Source organism: Gemmobacter nanjingensis, assembly GCF_014652195.1.
GTDB classification, from domain to species: Bacteria; Pseudomonadota; Alphaproteobacteria; order Rhodobacterales; family Rhodobacteraceae; genus Gemmobacter; species Gemmobacter caeni.
The window spans coordinates 373151-389703 of record NZ_BMYI01000002.1; the positions used below are offsets into that span (position 1 = coordinate 373151).

The window sequence follows — 16553 nt, forward strand, 5'->3', positions numbered from 1 at the left end:
GTTTGCGGGGCGTTGTTGAAACTATCCACAGGCCCCGCATTTTTGCCGTGGATCAGCCTCGCCCCCTCGCCATAAAGGCGAGTCTTTCGAAAAGATGAACGTCCTGTTCGTTCTTCAGCAGTGCCCCATGCAGGCGCGGCAGCAGGTTGCGCCCGTCGCGCTTGAGATCCTCGGGGCCCAGATCCTCGGCCAGCAGGAGCTTCAGCCAGTCCAGCACTTCCGAGGTGGAAGGTTTTTTCTTCAGTCCCGGCGTTTCGCGGATTTCGTAGAACTGCGTCAGCGCGGTGGTCAGCAGTGCCTCCTTGATGCCGGGGAAATGCACGTTGACGATGGCGCGCAAGGTGTCGATTTCGGGGAAGCGGATGTAGTGGAAGAAACAGCGGCGCAGAAACGCGTCGGGCAGTTCCTTTTCATTGTTCGAGGTGATGATGACCACGGGGCGATGCTGCGCGCGGATCGTCTCGCCCGTCTCGTAGACGTGGAACTCCATACGGTCGAGCTCTTGCAGCAGATCATTCGGAAATTCGATGTCGGCCTTGTCGATCTCGTCGATCAGCAGAACCACGCGCCCTCCGGCCTCGAATGCCTGCCAGAGCTTGCCCTTGCGGATATAGTTCTTCACGTCATGGACGCGCTCGTCCCCAAGCTGGCTGTCGCGCAGGCGCGAGACGGCATCGTATTCGTAAAGCCCCTGCTGCGCCTTGGTGGTGGACTTGATGTTCCATTCCATGAAGGGCAGACCCAGCGCAGTGGCCACCTGCCGCGCCAGTTCGGTCTTGCCGGTTCCGGGCTCGCCCTTCACCAGCAGCGGGCGTTGCAGCGCCACCGCCGCATTGACCGCGACGACCAGATCGGGGGGCGCGACATAATCGGCGGTGCCGTCGAAACGCATGGGACTGTCCTTCGTGAAGCGGATACCGGACCGAGGGGTAAGCCCTCGGGCCGACGAGGGCAAGGGCAGGGACGGCCGATCAGTCGCCCGATAGGGCGAAGGTTCCGGCGCGGCTTGATGTGGCGGTGCTCCACCCCGTCAGGTTCTGCCAGCATTCCTCGACCTTCAGCATGGCAGCGGTGGCCCCGTCCAGACCGACATCCGCGACCGCCGGGCCGATATTGGCATAGATACGGCTTCCGGCGGCTACCGCCTTGCGCATGTTCAGTGGGAAGGATGAATACATCCACTCGCCATCGCCGTAATACTCTTCCGTGAAGCTGGACTTGTCGACGTCGATGGAACCCGCGAATGTGCCTTCTCCGCCCGAAGTGCTGTAGGGGAAGATCAGTTGCCAGCCGCCTGCGGGCGGGGTGTTGAAGACGATGGGCATGGCCTCGGGATAGGCCGAACATCCGTAGCGGTCGCTTTGCACGACGGTCCAGCCCCGGACCGAGGCGTAGACCTTGCCGCCGCCTGCGGAATAATCGGGGGTTTCGGCAAGGGCGGGTGCTGCCGTAAGGGCAAGCACGGCGCACAGGAAATGGATCTTGGGCATCATGTCCGGGTCCGCTGGAGGAAAGGTGATTTGGTGTATCCCGCATGAGGAAACTCAGGGCCCGCGGGAAAAGCCTTGGCCGATGTCTAGCACAGGGCGGCACAATAGACAGAAGAGCTTGGGGTCGCGCGCCATATTTCTTGTAGTCCGGGACGGAAATCAGGTGGTCCCGCTGTCCGCCGCCTGCAAATCGTTAACAAGCGTGCCGTGCCGCCGCCAAATCGGCGCAACGGCTAGTGACAATGCCTGACGCTTCCGTTACGAGGGCGCACACGACGCGCCTTCCGGCCTTGGTCGGCCGAATCCGGCGCAGATCGCCTATGTGGAGTGCTGCGATGAAGGCAGAGATGTTTCTCCCCGACGATTACCGCCCCGCGGAGGACGAGCCGTTCATGAATGAACGGCAACTGGAATATTTCCGCCGCAAGCTTCTGGTCTGGAAGCAGGAGCTTCTGGATCAGAGTGCCGAGACGCTGGACAACCTGACCGAAAGCGCGCGCAACGTTCCCGATCTGGCGGATCGCGCCAGCGAGGAAACCGACCGGGCGCTGGAACTGCGGACCCGCGACCGGCAGCGCAAGCTGATCTCCAAGATCGACGCGGCGCTGCGCCGGATCGAAAATGGCGAATATGGATATTGCGAGATGACGGGCGAGCCGATCAGCCTCAAGCGGCTGGACGCCCGCCCCATCGCCACCATGACGCTGGAAGCTCAGGAAAAGCACGAGCGTCGCGAAAAGGTTCACCGCGACGACTGAACGCAGCCGCTGCCGCTTGCGGTGGCGCGGGTGGAACGGCAGTGTGAGGCCGGACCCTCAGGTCCGGCTTTTGCATGTTCGGGGGATGGATGGGACGGCTGAACGGCACCGAGATCACGGTTCTGGGGGCGGGTGTCGCGGGGCTTGCGCTGGCCGTTGCGCTGGCGCGGCGCGGGGCCAGCGTCACCGTGTTGGAACAGGCCGAAGCGATCCGCGAGGTCGGTGCCGGATTGCAGATCACCCCCAACGGCGTGGCCGTGCTGCGCGCGCTGGGTCTGGGCGAGGCGCTGGCTGCGGTGGCGCCACAGGCGCAGGCGGTGGAACTGCGTGACGGCTATGGTGGTGGCACCGTCCTGCGGATGGATCTGGCGCGGCTGCGGCCCGGTCTGTCCTGGCATCTGACGCACCGGGCCGACCTGATCGAGCTGCTGGCGGCTGCCGCACGGGCGGCCGGGGTGCAGATCCGCCTGCTTCAGAAGATCGAGAAGGTGGATCTGTCCGGCGATCAGCCCAGCCTGATGACGGCGCAGGGCGTCGAACTGCGGCCTGCCCTGTTGATCGGGGCGGACGGGCTGCATTCCCGCCTGCGCGCGGCGCTGACCGGCGTGGTGGCGCCGTTCTTTACCCGGCAGGTGGCCTGGCGGGCGGTGATCCCCGAAACCACCGACACCGCGCCGGTGGCCGAGGTGCATATGGGCGCGGGGCGGCATCTGGTCAGCTATCCGCTGCGCGGCGGGCGGCTGCGTAATATCGTGGCGGTGGAAGAACGGAACCGCTGGGTCGACGAGGGCTGGAACCTGCGTGACGACCCGCTGGCGCTGCGTCTGGCGTTCGAGGAATTCGGCCCGCGCGTGCGCGGCTGGCTGGACAGGGTGGAGGATCTGTGGCTCTGGGGGCTGTTCCGTCATCCGGTGGCAGAAAGCTGGGGCAGGGTGCTGCCTGCCGGGTTTGCCGCCATTCTGGGGGATGCGGCGCATCCGACGTTGCCGTTTCTGGCGCAGGGCGCCAATATGGCGCTGGAGGATGCCTGGGTGCTGGCCGATCTGCTGGACCGGCACGGGCCGGGTGAAACTGCGCTGGCGGCCTATACCGCCGCCCGCGCCCCGCGCTGTGCGAAGATCGTTGCGGCAGCGAACAGCAATGCCCGCGCCTATCACCTGCGGGGCGTGGTGCGCGAGGTGGCGCATCTTGGCCTCAGGATTGGCGGCAGGGTGGCACCGGGTGCGGGGCTGGCCCGCTATGACTGGGTTCACGGGTTCGACGCGACCGCCTGAAGCGGAAAGACCCAGAGGATGACCGGAATCGCCACGGCGGCTACCACTGCCTCCAGCGGCAGGCCCAGCCGCCAGTAGTCGCCAAAGCGGAATCCGCCGGGGCCAAGGATCAGGGTGTTGTTCTGATGGCCGATGGGGGTGAGGAAGGAACAGGACGCGCCGATGGCCACCGCCATCAGAAAGGCATCGGGATTCACCGACAGCGCGCTGGCCGCTCCGAGGGCGATAGGGCACATGACGGCTGCGGTGGCCGCGTTGTTCATCACATCCGACAGCGTCATGGTCACGACAAGGATCAGCCCAAGCGCCACAACCGCATTGCCCTGCGCCACATGGGTCATCAGGGTTTCCGCAACCAGCTTTGCCGCGCCCGAGCTTTCCATCGCATCGGCGACCGGCATCATCGCCGCCAGCAGCACGATGACTGACCAGTCGATGCTGTCATAGACATCGGACAGCGGCACGAGGCGGGTGATCATCACCGCCAGCATGCCGCAGGTAAAGGCGATGGCGGGCGGGGCGAGACCCAGTGCCGCTGCCGCAACCGCCGCCGCCATGATGCCCGAGGCGAGCAGCGCCTGACGCGGGCGCGGCAGATGCAGATCACGCTCGGCCAGCGGAATGAAGCCCGCATGGGCGCTGAAGCCTGAAAGTGCCTCGGCCTGTCCCTGCAGCAGCAGCACATCCCCCGCCCGGATGCGCCATTCCCGCAGCCGGGTCGCGGCACGCTGGCCACTGCGCGCGACGGCAAGCAGGTTGATGCCATAGCGCGAGCGCAGGCCAAGGTCGGCGGGGGTCGATCCTGCCAGGGCACTGTCAGGCCGCACCACATATTCGCGCAGCAGAACCTCATCGTTGCGGCGGCTTTCCTGTTCGGGATCGCGTTCCGCCAGCTTCAGACCCAGCGGCTGTGCCGCCTCGATCAGCGTGGCAAGATCGGCCTCCATCACCAGCAGGTCGCCCTCGATCACCTTGCGGCTGGCGCGCGGTGCGGTCAGCCAGGTGCCGCGCCGCTCCATCGCGACGATCTGGCCTCCGGCCTCTGCCAGCTTCGCCTCGATCTCTGCCAGCGTCATGCCGATGGCCGCGGCCTCGGGCGGGACGGTCAGCTCTGCCATATAGGCGCCGGTATCGAAATCCTCGCCGGTGCTGCCCTGTCGTTTCGGCACCAGCCGCCAGCCGACCAGCGTGATGAAGGCAAGTCCGGCCAGTGTGACCGCCAGACCGACGGGGGTGAAATCGAACATGGCAAAAGGTGCCTCGCCCGAGCGTGCGCGAAAACCCGCGACGATCAGGTTGGGCGGCGTGCCAATCAGCGTGACGGTCCCGCCCAGAACCGTGCCGAAAGCCAGCGGCATGAGCGCCTGACCCGCGGTCAGCCCCGCACGCGGTGCGATCTGAAGCGCGACAGGCATCAGCAGCGCCAATGCGCCGACGTTGTTCATGAAGGCCGAGAGAAACGCGCCCAGCCCGCAGAGCGTCAGGAGCGTGCGCACCGGCCCGCCCGAAGATGGCAGCGCGTTCCGCGCGAGCCAGTCGACAGCCCCCGAAACCTGCAAGGCCCGGCTCAGCACCAGAACGCAGGCCACGGTGATCACGGCAGGCTGCGCGAAGCCGTCGAAGGCCCTGTCTGCCGGAACCAGACCAACGGCCACGGCAGCAATCAGGGCGGACAGCGCCACGATGTCATGCCGCAGGCGCCCGCTGAGGAACAACAGAACGGTGGCGCAGATCAGAAGCAGGCTGAGCCCTTGGTCCGTGGTCATCGCAGCTCCTGTTCCGGGGGATCAGGCGTCGAGGTCGATCCAGACCGGGACGTGATCGGAGGGTTTTTCGCCGCCCCGCACCGCCCGGTCGATCTGCACGTCACGCAACAGATCTGCCGCCTGCGGAGAGAGGAGCAAGTGGTCAATGCGGATGCCGTTGTTCCGTTCCCATGCGCCCGCCTGATAATCCCAGAAACTGTAATGGCCGGGGCCTGTTACCCGCGCCCGGAACGCGTCGGTGAAACCGAGATTCACGATCCGGCGGAAAGCCGCGCGGCTTTCGGGCAGGAACAGCGCATCCTTGGTCCAGGTCTCGGGACGCGCCGCATCCTCGGGCTGCGGGATGATGTTGTAGTCACCGGCCATCACCACCGGCTCTTCCGTCGCCAGAAGTTCGGTCGCGCGCTGGCGCATGCGCGCCATCCACGAGAGCTTGTAGCCGTATTTCCCCTCGGCCTCAGGGGCGCCATCGGGGCCGAAGCTGACGGGGTTGCCGTTCGGCAGATACAGCCCGCAGAACCGGACGGCGCGTTTCTCGCCGATCACGCTCGCCTCGATCCAGCGGGCCTGTTCGTCTTCGGGCGCGCCGGGCAGACCGCGTGTCACATCTTCCAGCGGCAGGCGCGACAGCAGGGCGACACCGTTGAAGCTTTTCTGCCCGTGGGTTTCGACGCGGTATCCCATGTCCTCGAACAGGGCGCGCGGAAAGCCTTCGTCGACCGACTTGATTTCCTGCAAGGCCACGACATCGGGGCGGGCGCTGTCCAGCCAGCGGGGCAGGGCCTCGATCCGGGCCTTGATCCCGTTGATGTTGAAAGTTGCGAGTTTCATCGGCTCTCCGCTTCTGTCGGACATCTGGCCAGACCTCTATCGCCCGCGAGGGGACAGACCGCAACCCCGATGCGGTGCGCCGGGAGTGCCGCTCGGAAATGCTGTGGAATTAAGGCTTTGTTAATATTCGCGAATCATGCTTTCCGGCCGGGGCTGTGGATTGTTCGCATGAGACTGACGCGTGGATAAGTCATAATTTCGCCCAATTGGTTAACTCTATCCGATAGTTGTTGCCAGCCCGGCATGTGGATAAGGCTGGATACAACCTGTGAATGCAATTTTCTTTGAAAAATCAATTACTAGGTGCAAGGCTCAGGGGGCAAACACTGCTCGAACCACGGGGGTTTATCATGAGCGCACTGCGTAAATTCGTCGAAGTCACCGAAGCGGCCGATGTGGCGGACATGACCATGGGTCTTGGCGCCGATCTGATGCCCTGCTCGAACATCGAGGGCACCGAGATGATCCTGGGTGGCGGCGTGGCGCTGATGCCGGCGTCGAACATCGAAACCGGCGTGGCCGCCGATCTGATGCCCTGCTCGAACATCGAAGGCGAGACCATGGTTGCAGGCGCCGGCGTCGCGCTGATGCCCTGCTCCAACTGATCTGACAGCCCCCCTTTTCGCCTGGGCCCGGCGCCAAAGGGGGGCTTTCCTGCCGGGCAATCTGCCGGAGAGGGCCAATGACCAACATCGTGAGTTTCGCCGCGCGTCGCGCGGCCCGTCCTGCCATGGGCGCAACCGGCGGGCTTGTTTCACTGCTGTCGGGCTTTGCCACCGGGCGCAGGCGCCAGGGCGATGCGTGGTGGCTGAAGGAGAACGCCGAACTTCTGATGGTCCTTTCGGCGCTGCACCACGATGTGCCCGAGGCAGCGCTTGCGGTCTACCAGCCTTTCCATGACGGGCTGGAGGATCAGCTTGCCTTTCACCCGCAATATTACCGCATGATGCTGGGTGTCGCGGTCTGGCTGGAGGATCTGGGCCAGCCGGGCGATACAGCGGCGCGGATGGGCGCGCGCATCGCCTCCGAAGGCTGGATCGGAATGGAGGTGAACGATCTCCAGCGCGCCGAAAGCCGTTTTCTGATGGCGCGCGCGGGACAGGCCGTCGATCTGCCGGGGCTTGACGCGCGGCTCACCGGCTTCATGTCCCGACCCGAAACTTTTGCCCTGCCCAATCCGCGCGCCGCCTATGATCTGCTGCATGCGGTGTTTTACCTGTCCGAATATGGCCGCCGTCCGCTGCACCTGCCAAAGGCCGCGCAACAATCGCTTCATGTTCTGGGAAATCTGGCCTGGCTGGAACAGAACGGAGACCTTCTGGGCGAGGTCTGCATCGCCCTGCGCTATGCCGGACTGCCGGTCCCGCCGCTGTGGCTGGGCCATTTGCACCGGGAATCTGCGGCCTTCCGCATCGAAGCGGGCGTCTGTGAAGATTCTTCCGACGCCTACCATAATTTTCTTGTCAATCGCTGGTTGATGGGGACTATGGGAGAAACCGCCTTTGGCGAAGATTACCCGGTTGGTCCTATGCGATTTTCTTTGGTGCGTCCCCTGATCTCTCCGCTGCGCGAATGGTCGCAGGCCCTTATGGCCCTTGGAGGACGGCGCGAGGCGGATTACCCTGCCATGCGGCGGGCCTGCGCGGGGCGGCTGTCGCCCGAAGCACTGGAAATCGCGGACGGGGCCATGGCGGAGGGACCGGAGTTCGAGGCGTTTTTCGCAACCTTTGCCCGGCCAGTTCTGGCGCACGGCGCCGTGCGGAAGGGGGCCTGATGACCGCAGAGGTTGGACTGCGCCCGGTCTTGCAGAAAACCGCCCTGATCGGGGCGGGGCTTGTTGTGCTGAACACGCTCATTTCCGTCAGCGCCGATGCGATAGCCAAGGATCTGATCGCAACCTATGCCGCGCCGCAGTTGATGCTGCTGTCCGGTCTGATTGCGGTGCTGGTCGGTCTGGGTACGGCGGCGGCGGGGCAGGGCAGCCGCGTGTTCCACACCGGCAGCCCCTGGCTGGTTGCGCTGCGCTCGACCCTCGGGGCCATCAGCACGACCGGCTTTTTTTATGCCTTGCGCTTTCTGCCCTTCGCGGAAATCTTCGTTTTCATCGCCATCATGCCGATCTTTGGCGCGGTCCTGTCTGGCCTGATCCTGCGCGAGCGGCTGGCGCCCGCAGTCTGGTGCGCGCTGGGGCTGGGGCTGGCCGGGATGCTGTTCCTGTTTCCCGAAGGTCTGGGCGGTATCACCCCCGGTCACTGGATCGGGCTTGCCGCCAGCCTGTCGGGCTCGGCTTCCATCGTCCTGTCGCGGCGGATCTGCAAGAGCCACACGCATTCCATGGCGCAGGTCTTCTATGCTCAACTCGCCTGCATGATTCTCGGCGCGGTCGTGGCACCCTTCGTCTGGCAGCCGATGGGCTGGGCGGATCTGGCGTTGCTGGTCGCATATACGCTGTTCATCGTCGGCACGCGCTGGCTGATGGTCATCATTTTGCGGATGCTGCCCGCCTATGTCGTCATGCAGATCGCCAATGTCCAGTTCCTGTGGATGGTACTGCTCGGCGAACATCTGTTCGGCGAACTCACCGGCGCGCATCTCTGGGTGGGCTCTGCGCTGGTCGTTGCCTCGGGGCTGTGGCTGATCCACAGCCAGCGCGCCGCGCCGGCGCGCTGACCCGTCGGGATCGGGAAAGATCAGATCGAGAAGGACGTGCCGCAGCCGCAGCTGGACGAGGCATTCGGATTTTCAATCACGAAGCGCGCGCCGATCAGCTCTTCGGTGAAATCCACCACGGCATTTTGCAGGAAGGGCAGCGACACCGGATCGACCAGCACCTGCTGGCCATCCTTTTCCAGCACAAGATCGTCGCCCGCCGCATCGTCCAGCCGGATGTCATACTGGAAGCCCGAACAACCGCCGCCCTCGACCGCGACGCGCAATGCCTTGCGCTCGCCCGTCATCTCGGCGATCTCGGCCAGACGGGCAAAGGCCCGGTCGGTGACACGCGGCAGGGCCGCATCTGCGGGAAGCTGAAGGTCCATCGTCGGAATTTCCATATCCTTCATGGGGTTTTCATCATATAGGGGCAGCAGGTTTGCCAAACAAGCCTCTGCCAACCGACCGGAAGAACGACCTGCGACCATGACCCAGATCCTCGCCCCCTTCGCCTGCCTGCCCGAAGCCTCGCGCGGGCGGCGCCATGACGAGGGCATGTCCACCTTCCGTTCGCCGTTCCAGCGTGACCGTGACCGCATCATCCATTCCTCCGCCTTCCGCCGGCTGAAACACAAGACGCAGGTGTTCATCGAACACGAGGGGGATTACTACCGCACCCGCCTGACGCATTCTATCGAGGTGGCGCAGGTCGCGCGTACGATTTCCGGCGTGCTGGGCCTGAACACCGATCTGGCGGAATGCGTGGCGCTGGCGCATGACCTTGGCCATACACCCTTCGGTCATACCGGCGAAGATGCGCTGGCCCGGCTGATGCAGCCCTATGGCGGCTTTGACCACAATGCCCAGGCCTTGCGCATCGTGACGAAGCTGGAACGGCACTACGCCGGTTTCGACGGGTTGAACCTGACCTGGGAAAGCCTTGAGGGCATTGCCAAGCACAACGGTCCGGTGATCGGCCCCTTCGCCGACAAGAAGCATGAAGGCCCGCTGCCCTATGCGCTGGCCGAGGTGAATGCCGACTGGGATCTGGGTCTCGACACCCATGCCAGTGCCGAGGCACAGGTGGCGGCCATCGCCGATGATGTGGCCTACAGCCACCACGATCTGCATGACGGGCTGCGCTCTGGCCTGTTCACCGAGGAAGACCTGATGGAGCTTCCGGTGACCGCCCCCGCCTTCGAGGAGGTGGACCGGCTTTACCCCGGTCTCGAAAAGATGCGCCGACGGCACGAGGCGCTGCGCCGCGTCTTCGGCCGCATGGTCGAGGATGTGATCCATGTTGCGCAGAACCGGCTGGAAGCCGCGCAGCCGAAATCGGTCGATGACATCCGGCACATGGGCACCACCATCATCCGCTTCTCGAAACCGCTGTATCAGGAATTGAAGGCGGTGCGCAGCTTCCTGTTCCACCGCATGTATCGCGCGCCTTCAGTGGTGAAGATGCGGACCGAGGTAACGGCGATGCTGGACGATCTGTTCCCGCTGTTCCTGCGCCGTCCCGATCTGCTGCCCGAGGAATGGCGCGCCGATATCGAAGCCGCGACAGATGACACGCAACTGGCCCGCATCGTCGCTGATTACGTCGCCGGCATGACCGACCGCTTTGCTATTCAGGAACACGGCCGCCTGTTCGGCTGATCGGCTTTTACCTTGGTTGAAATATCCTCGGGGGTGAGCCCCGCAGGGGCGAGGGGGCAGACAGCCCCCTTTCTTCGTCAGCCGCGTCGCGCCGACGCCACCCAGATCAGCGCCAGCAACAGCGAGATGATCACGTTCCAGCCCGCCATGGAAATGCCAAACAGACTCCAGGCAATCGCGTCGCAGCGCACCACCGCACCGACCGCAATATCGGTGTTCAGCAGGTCCGCCCCGCTGAGGCCGGTGATCGAGCCGGAAGAACAACTGGCCAGACCGGCCCACCATTTCTGCTCGACCCCGACATGGAAGATGCCGATGCCCGCAGTGGTCAGTGCCGCCAGCGCGCCCAGCCAGCCCAGAACCCGCGTGCCGAAAGCCACGGCCAGCAGACCGATGACCACCGCCGCGACATGCGGCCAGCGTTGCCACAGGCACAGCGGGCAGGGCGCCATCCCGCCGATATACTGAAAGGCCAGCGCGCCCAGCAGCAGGGCGGCAGAGCCTCCGGCGGCGACAAGCGCCAGAAAGCGGGAATAGGTCATGGCGGTCTCCTTCCGGGGCGGTCAGCCGAGATATTTGACGGCGGCAAAACCGCCGATCAGCAGCGCCAGCGCCAGCGTGAACATAAGCCCAAGCCGCCGCTCGATGAAATCACGGATCGGTGCGTCAAATTTCCACAGCAGGGCCGCGACGATGAAGAACCGCAGCCCCCGCGCCACGATACTGGCGACGATGAACACCGGCAGCGACAGTTGCGTGGTGCCCGACAGGATGGTGATGACCTTGTAGGGAAAGGGCGTCACCCCCGCGATCAGCACAGCCCAGGCGCCCCAGGCATTGTAGCTTTCACTGAATGTCTCGAACTCGGCGGTCATGCCATAGAAGGCCAGCACCGGCTCGCCCACCGTGTCGAACAGGAAAAAGCCGATCCCGTAGCCCGCAAGACCGCCCAGTACCGAGGCCACGGTGGCCACCAGCGCGTAAAGGAAGGCGCGTTGCGGGGCGGCAATGATCATCGGGATCAACAGGATGTCCGGCGGAATCGGAAAGACCGAGCTTTCGATGAAGGCCACGGCTGCCAGCGCCAGCAGGGCATGGCGATGGCCCGCGAGCGCCATGGTCCAGTCATACAGCCGCCTGATCATCGGAACCGCCCCGCCTGTTGTCCGTTGGGGTTCATCACGCCGGAGGGGCGAGGTCAAGCCGCTTGCGATGCGGCGGCATCGGGGTAATCTGCGCCTGAGGGTCGCAGGCGTAACGGGGCAGGGAGTTTCACATGGAATGGAAAGGTCGGCGCGGCAGCCGCAACATCGAGGATCGTCGCGGCATGCGCAGCGCCGGCGGGGCCATGGGCGGTGTCGGCGTGATCGCCGTTCTGCTGATCGGCTATTTCCTTGGCATCGATGTCACCCCGCTGCTGGAGGGCGCAGGCTCGGCGCCGCAGAGCCAGACCACGCAGGCCGATCTCAGCCCCGCTGACAAGGCGGCGGGCGAGTTCGTCTCGGTCACGCTGGCCGATACCGAGGAGGTCTGGGGCCACGTTTTTCCCGAACAGGTGGGCAAGGCATATCGTCCGCCGGTGCTGGTGCTGTTCAAGGGCGTGACGCCTTCGCCCTGCGGCGATGCCAGCGGCGCGACCGGCCCGTTTTACTGCCCGACCGACCGCAAGGTCTATCTGGATACCGATTTCTTCACTACCATGTCGCAGCAACTGGGCGCGGGTGGCGATTTCGCTGCGGCCTATGTGGTGGCGCATGAGGTCGCGCACCATGTGCAGAACGAAATCGGCATCCTGAACCGCGCCAATCAGGTGCGGGCGCAATCCAGCCAGGCTGAAAGCAACGCGATCTCGGTTCGGATCGAGCTTCAGGCCGATTGCCTTTCCGGCATCTGGGCGCGCGAGGCCGATGCGCGGTTCGGCACGCTGGAGGAAGGCGATATCGAGGAGGCGGTGAAGGCCGCCCGGCAGATTGGCGACGACACGCTGCAACGCAATGCGGGGCGCCGCCCGATGCCGCATACCTTCACCCATGGCACCTCTGAACAGCGGTCACGCTGGTTCCTGCGCGGCTATCGCTCGGGCGACATGGGGCAATGCGACACCTTCGCTGCCCGGCAGCTTTGACACAGCACGCGGCCGCGCTTGACAGCCCCGTCGCCGCCCCATAGATCGGTTGGCGATGCGGGTGTGGCGGAATGGTAGACGCGAGGGTCTCAAACACCCTTACCGCAAGGTGTGTGGGTTCGAGTCCCACCGCCCGCACCAATCGGGACCGGCCTGCCGCAACGGTGCCGCGCCCCGTACGACCCGATAGCGAAAGTTCCAGGCCCTCTGACCCGCGCCGCGCGAGGTGGCGAAAATCGCCGCTGCACGGTCGCCCGTCCGGGCGAATTCCCGCACAGGTTTTGCGGCGGGCATACCCCGCTCCGATCCTGCCTTCTTTTCGCCGTGATTCTGCGTGTGATTCGGATTTCGGCTTTTCGGGCCGTCTCCCTAGCCTGTCCTATCCCTGTCAGAGCGCCGGATTGGTTCTTCGGAGTGAACGGAAGGTTAAACATCATGGCAAAACTCTGGTCCTGGTTACCGTAAAGTAAGGCGGAGCCACTGTTTCCGCCGTGGGAACAGTCCTGTGCGGAGCCGACCAGAGGATGCGTCGGGATGTGACGAAAAGTCCCAATAAAGACGCGCATTTTCGTATCCGTGAACGCGCCGGAACTGCGTCCATCACGCGAACAATCCAGCGTCAAATGGGGCAAAAATATGGCGAAGACTGGGCGGTGACGTGTCCGGAATGCGCGCTAAGCGGCGAAAATGTGGAGAATTTACTTTTCGACACGCCGAACAAGAGGTATCCATAGGATGTCTTTCTGGGAAGGACATTGGCCGTGGGGGCGGCCGTAAAGGGTGCGCGTCAGTTGACGCAGGAGTTGTGAAAAGAGCTGCCAGGCTTCGTACAATCATTTTGCTGTGCGCGTATTTTACGCGCCGCTTCGTGATGCCGGATTTCAGGCACTTTTTCTTCTCCGAACTCTGAACGGTTGGCTTCCCGGCACGCCCTCGTGGTTTGTGCCGGTCACATGCCCGCAAGGGTCCATTTGATCGGGCGGGGCCGTACGGGCCGCGCTGAAACGGGGAAAAGACGATGCCGGTTTTCGCGCTCTACAATTTCGAGGATACGGACACCCACGCCCGCGACTCGGCTCTCGACAACGGGGCGCAGGACGGGATTTACCTGAACGGAGCCGCTTCTGACGGCACCCGCGCTGTTCTGGACGGTGACAATGATCTGGTGAAGATCTATCCGAACCCGGCCTTCCAGCTGGATCGCGGGACGCTGGAAATCCAGTTTTCCTCGTCGGAAAACCCGGTTTCGGGCACCCAGACCATCCTGTCGCGCGACAGCGTCGGCGAAACCCCCGGTGGCTACCGGGTGGAGCTGCTGGACGATGGCAGCATCGTCATCACGCATGAAACGGATACCAGCTCGACTGTGTTCACCACCGGGCCGGGTTTCTCGGCGCCGGGCGACGAGATCAAGCTGACCTATTCCTGGGATGCGGCCAACGGCGGTCATCTGGATCTGGAAAACTTCACCCAGGGCACCAGCTTTGACGATGCGGTTCCGCCCGGCCTGACCATGGACCAGAGCAGCGAGGGCATTGACCAGCCCTGGATGATCGGCGCGGGGCAGGCGCATTCCAACCCCAACATGCTGAACAACATTGATCAGCATTTTGCGGGTTCGGTCGAGTATTTCTCGATCTCCGATACCGTCGACAACCAGTCGCAGGACCCGGTTGCCAATCCCGACACCGCCGAAACCGACGAGGATGTGCCCGTCGATATCGACGTGCTGACCAATGACACCGATCCGCAGGGCCAGACCCTGACGGTGACGACCGGCTCGGCGACGAACGGCACGGTCACGGTCAATCCCGACGGCACGCTGCATTATGTGCCGAACGCCGATTTCAACGGCACGGATACCATCACCTACGAAATCCGCGATCCCGACGGTAATACCGCAACCTCCACCGTGACGGTGACGGTGAACCCGGTGAACGACGCGCCGGATGCGGTGAACGATCACGCCAACACCGATGCGGGTACGCCGGTGGTCATCGCCGTTCTGGCGAATGACACCGATGTCGACAATGATCCGCTGTCGGTGGTTTCGGCAGGAACCTCGCCGGATGGTACGGTGACGGTGAATGCCGATGGCACGATCACCTTCACCCCCAACGCGGGCTTCTCGGGTGATGCGACCTTCGAATACACCATCACCGATCCCGATGGCCTGACCGACACCGCCACGGTGACCGTCACGGTGGCCCCGCCGCCGCGCGACGGCTGGGTCGATGGCACGGCCGGGAATGACCTGATCGACACCAGCTATACCGGCGACCCGGATGGCGACCGCATCGACGCCAATGACGCGATCATTCCGGGCGACGACCCGAATGATGACCGCGTGCGCGCGGGCGAAGGTGATGACACCGTCTATTCCGGTCTGGGCGATGACACGGTCTTTGCCGGAGCGGGCAATGATCTGGTTTATGGCGGGCCGGGCGATGACTCGATCGTGGGCTGGGATGGCGATGACACGATCTATGGCGGCAATGGCCGCGATATCGTGCGCGGCGGCCAGGGCAATGACCTGATCGACACTTCTGCCACCGGCATTCCGCGCCCGGATATGGGCTATCCGGGGCTTTACCCGGATGACGCCAATCCGTTCAACGACATGGACACCGTCTATGGTGGCGATGGCGATGATACGATCCGGACCGGCGATGATGCCGATCTGATCTACGGCGGTGACGAGAACGACCTGATCGACGGTGGCATCGACGCCGACACGATCTATGGCGGCCGCGACGATGATACCGTTATCGGCGGCGAAGGGGCCGACCTGATCCACCTTGGCCATGGCGATGACCTTGCCTATGGCGGCCTTGATCCGTCCTACCCGGACGAGCTGAACATTCCCGATGCGACCGATCTGCGCCCCGACAATGGCATGGACACGATCTATGGCGGTCTGGGCAACGACACCATCTTCGGGATGGACGACAATGATGTCCTCTATGGCGGTGTCGGCAATGACATGCTGGACGGCGGCATTGATCAGGACACCATCTACGGCGACGAGGGCAATGACACGATCCTCGGCGGCGAGGGGGCAGACAGCCTGTCGGGTGGCGATGATCGCGACACCTTCGTCATCGGCTCGGCCAATGACGGGATCGGCGATGTGATCGACGGCGGCGAGGGGGGTGACGATTACGACACGCTCGACCTGCGCAGCGCCGGTCCGCTGGTGGTGCATTATGCCGCCGACAACCCGGAAAACGGCACCGTCGATTTCCTTGATGCCGATGGCAATGTCACCGGGACGATGACCTTCACGAATATCGAGAATGTCATCCCCTGCTTCACCCCCGGCACACTGATCGCGACCCCGCGTGGCGAGGTGCCGGTGGAAGAGCTGAAAGCCGGTGACCGGGTCATCACCCGCGACAACGGCATCCAGCAGATCCGCTGGGTGGGCCAGAAGGCGCTGAACTGGACCGACCTGTCGCTGAACCCGCATCTGAAGCCGATCCTGATCCGCAAGGGCAGCCTCGGCAACGGCCTGCCGGAGCGCGACATGATGGTCAGCCCGAACCACCGTGTTCTGGTGGCCAACGACCGTACCGCGCTTTACTTCGACGAGCACGAGGTTCTGGTGGCCGCCAAGCATCTGGTCGCTGGGCGCGGGGTGCACGAGGTGGACAGCATGGGGACGACCTATATCCACTTCATGTTCGACCGCCACGAGGTCGTTCTGTCGAATGGCGCCTGGACCGAAAGCTTCCAGCCGGGCGACTATACGCTCAACGGCATGGGCAATGCGCAGCGCAACGAGATTTACGAGCTCTTCCCCGAGCTGAAATCCGATGTCGGCCGCGAGGCTTACGGCGCGGCGCGGCGCACGCTGAAAAAGCACGAGGCGCGCCTGCTGGTGAAGTGACCGGCGCGGCCAGCGCATACCTTCAGAAAAGGAGCCCTTCCGGGCTCCTTTTTGCTTTCAGGTCTTGAAAAAAGATACACAGGCAGTTTCCGCAAGGGAAACGAAGATC

At 64.0% G+C, this 16553-nt stretch carries 15 protein-coding genes and 1 tRNA gene; 9 read left to right on the top strand and 7 right to left on the bottom strand.

From position 1 onward, the window contains the following. Positions 1-52 precede the first annotated feature (52 nt). The gene (locus IE126_RS06870; protein ID WP_189380539.1) at positions 53-892 is read right to left on the bottom strand and encodes an AAA family ATPase; all 840 of its coding nucleotides are present in this window, start codon (positions 890-892) and stop codon (positions 53-55) included. 79 nt (positions 893-971) lie between these two features. Then, the gene (locus IE126_RS06875; protein ID WP_189380540.1) at positions 972-1493 is read right to left on the bottom strand and encodes a hypothetical protein; all 522 of its coding nucleotides are present in this window, start codon (positions 1491-1493) and stop codon (positions 972-974) included. 332 nt (positions 1494-1825) lie between these two features. Between IE126_RS06875 and dksA the strand changes: the two genes are divergently transcribed. Together dksA and IE126_RS06885 are read left to right on the top strand one after the other, a co-directional pair. Next, the gene (gene dksA / locus IE126_RS06880; protein ID WP_054303450.1) at positions 1826-2248 is read left to right on the top strand and encodes an RNA polymerase-binding protein DksA; all 423 of its coding nucleotides are present in this window, start codon (positions 1826-1828) and stop codon (positions 2246-2248) included. Between the two features lie 89 nt (positions 2249-2337). Then, a complete protein-coding gene (locus IE126_RS06885; protein ID WP_054303702.1) occupies positions 2338-3522 on the top strand; it encodes an FAD-dependent monooxygenase in 1185 nt (394 codons plus the stop codon). On the opposite strand, the gene IE126_RS06890 is transcribed toward IE126_RS06885, so the two are convergent. Beyond that, entirely contained in the window at positions 3498-5288 is a 1791-nt protein-coding gene (locus IE126_RS06890) for an SLC13 family permease (RefSeq protein WP_189380541.1), read from the bottom strand. The genes IE126_RS06885 and IE126_RS06890 overlap by 25 nt on opposite strands. Positions 5289-5309: 21 nt before the next feature. After that, the gene (gene xth, locus IE126_RS06895; RefSeq protein ID WP_054303452.1) at positions 5310-6119 is read right to left on the bottom strand and encodes an exodeoxyribonuclease III; all 810 of its coding nucleotides are present in this window, start codon (positions 6117-6119) and stop codon (positions 5310-5312) included. Between the two features lie 350 nt (positions 6120-6469). On the opposite strand from xth, the gene IE126_RS06900 reads away from it, so the two are divergent. From IE126_RS06900 to IE126_RS06910, 3 genes are all read left to right on the top strand, one after another. Continuing rightward, a complete protein-coding gene (locus IE126_RS06900; RefSeq protein WP_108126918.1) occupies positions 6470-6724 on the top strand; it encodes a hypothetical protein in 255 nt (84 codons plus the stop codon). Between the two features lie 77 nt (positions 6725-6801). Further along, on the top strand, positions 6802-7893 hold the full coding sequence (locus tag IE126_RS06905) for a DUF6902 family protein (RefSeq protein WP_189380542.1): 1092 nt from the start codon (positions 6802-6804) through the stop codon (positions 7891-7893). Next, positions 7893-8789 carry a DMT family transporter gene (locus IE126_RS06910; protein WP_189380543.1) on the top strand — a complete coding sequence of 299 codons (897 nt, stop codon included), beginning with the start codon at positions 7893-7895 and terminating at the stop codon, positions 8787-8789. The genes IE126_RS06905 and IE126_RS06910 overlap by 1 nt, the downstream gene beginning before the upstream one ends. 20 nt (positions 8790-8809) lie before the next feature. On the opposite strand, the gene IE126_RS06915 is transcribed toward IE126_RS06910, so the two are convergent. Beyond that, positions 8810-9157, bottom strand: a complete 348-nt coding sequence (locus tag IE126_RS06915) for a HesB/IscA family protein (protein ID WP_054303703.1) — start codon at positions 9155-9157, stop codon at positions 8810-8812. 109 nt (positions 9158-9266) lie between these two features. Between IE126_RS06915 and IE126_RS06920 the strand changes: the two genes are divergently transcribed. Further along, on the top strand, positions 9267-10430 hold the full coding sequence (locus tag IE126_RS06920) for a deoxyguanosinetriphosphate triphosphohydrolase (RefSeq protein ID WP_054303704.1): 1164 nt from the start codon (positions 9267-9269) through the stop codon (positions 10428-10430). Between the two features lie 77 nt (positions 10431-10507). On the opposite strand, the gene IE126_RS06925 is transcribed toward IE126_RS06920, so the two are convergent. Together IE126_RS06925 and IE126_RS06930 are read right to left on the bottom strand one after the other, a co-directional pair. Continuing rightward, positions 10508-10972, bottom strand: a complete 465-nt coding sequence (locus tag IE126_RS06925) for a disulfide bond formation protein B (RefSeq protein WP_189380544.1) — start codon at positions 10970-10972, stop codon at positions 10508-10510. 21 nt (positions 10973-10993) lie between these two features. Beyond that, positions 10994-11575: a YqaA family protein gene (locus tag IE126_RS06930; RefSeq protein ID WP_189380545.1), complete on the bottom strand. Its 582-nt coding sequence runs from the start codon at positions 11573-11575 to the stop codon at positions 10994-10996. A gap of 131 nt (positions 11576-11706) precedes the next feature. Here IE126_RS06930 and ypfJ point away from each other — a divergent pair, with 131 nt between their 5' ends. The 3 genes from ypfJ to IE126_RS06945 all read left to right on the top strand — a co-directional run bounded on the left by ypfJ (position 11707) and on the right by IE126_RS06945 (position 16444). Then, a complete protein-coding gene (ypfJ, locus tag IE126_RS06935) occupies positions 11707-12555 on the top strand; it encodes a KPN_02809 family neutral zinc metallopeptidase (RefSeq protein WP_054303458.1) in 849 nt (282 codons plus the stop codon). Positions 12556-12612: 57 nt separating this feature from the next. After that, positions 12613-12696, top strand: a tRNA-Leu gene (locus IE126_RS06940). Positions 12697-13573: 877 nt separating this feature from the next. Next, a complete protein-coding gene (locus IE126_RS06945; RefSeq protein ID WP_189380546.1) occupies positions 13574-16444 on the top strand; it encodes a Hint domain-containing protein in 2871 nt (956 codons plus the stop codon). Positions 16445-16553 lie beyond the last annotated feature (109 nt).

Bases quoted from the DNA above. Each gene is read 5' to 3' on its own strand.
- IE126_RS06930 (WP_189380545.1), bottom strand. From the start codon at position 11,575: ATGATCAGGCGGCTGTATGACTGGACCATGGCGCTCGCGGGCCATCGC.
- xth (WP_054303452.1), bottom strand. From the start codon at position 6,119: ATGAAACTCGCAACTTTCAACATCAACGGGATCAAGGCCCGGATCGAG.
- ypfJ (WP_054303458.1), top strand. From the start codon at position 11,707: ATGGAATGGAAAGGTCGGCGCGGCAGCCGCAACATCGAGGATCGTCGC.
- dksA (WP_054303450.1), top strand. From the start codon at position 1,826: ATGAAGGCAGAGATGTTTCTCCCCGACGATTACCGCCCCGCGGAGGAC.
- IE126_RS06925 (WP_189380544.1), bottom strand. From the start codon at position 10,972: ATGACCTATTCCCGCTTTCTGGCGCTTGTCGCCGCCGGAGGCTCTGCC.
- IE126_RS06885 (WP_054303702.1), top strand. From the start codon at position 2,338: ATGGGACGGCTGAACGGCACCGAGATCACGGTTCTGGGGGCGGGTGTC.
- IE126_RS06900 (WP_108126918.1), top strand. From the start codon at position 6,470: ATGAGCGCACTGCGTAAATTCGTCGAAGTCACCGAAGCGGCCGATGTG.
- IE126_RS06905 (WP_189380542.1), top strand. From the start codon at position 6,802: ATGACCAACATCGTGAGTTTCGCCGCGCGTCGCGCGGCCCGTCCTGCC.
- IE126_RS06915 (WP_054303703.1), bottom strand. From the start codon at position 9,157: ATGGACCTTCAGCTTCCCGCAGATGCGGCCCTGCCGCGTGTCACCGAC.
- IE126_RS06890 (WP_189380541.1), bottom strand. From the start codon at position 5,288: ATGACCACGGACCAAGGGCTCAGCCTGCTTCTGATCTGCGCCACCGTT.
- IE126_RS06870 (WP_189380539.1), bottom strand. From the start codon at position 892: ATGCGTTTCGACGGCACCGCCGATTATGTCGCGCCCCCCGATCTGGTC.
- IE126_RS06945 (WP_189380546.1), top strand. From the start codon at position 13,574: ATGCCGGTTTTCGCGCTCTACAATTTCGAGGATACGGACACCCACGCC.
- IE126_RS06910 (WP_189380543.1), top strand. From the start codon at position 7,893: ATGACCGCAGAGGTTGGACTGCGCCCGGTCTTGCAGAAAACCGCCCTG.
- IE126_RS06875 (WP_189380540.1), bottom strand. From the start codon at position 1,493: ATGATGCCCAAGATCCATTTCCTGTGCGCCGTGCTTGCCCTTACGGCA.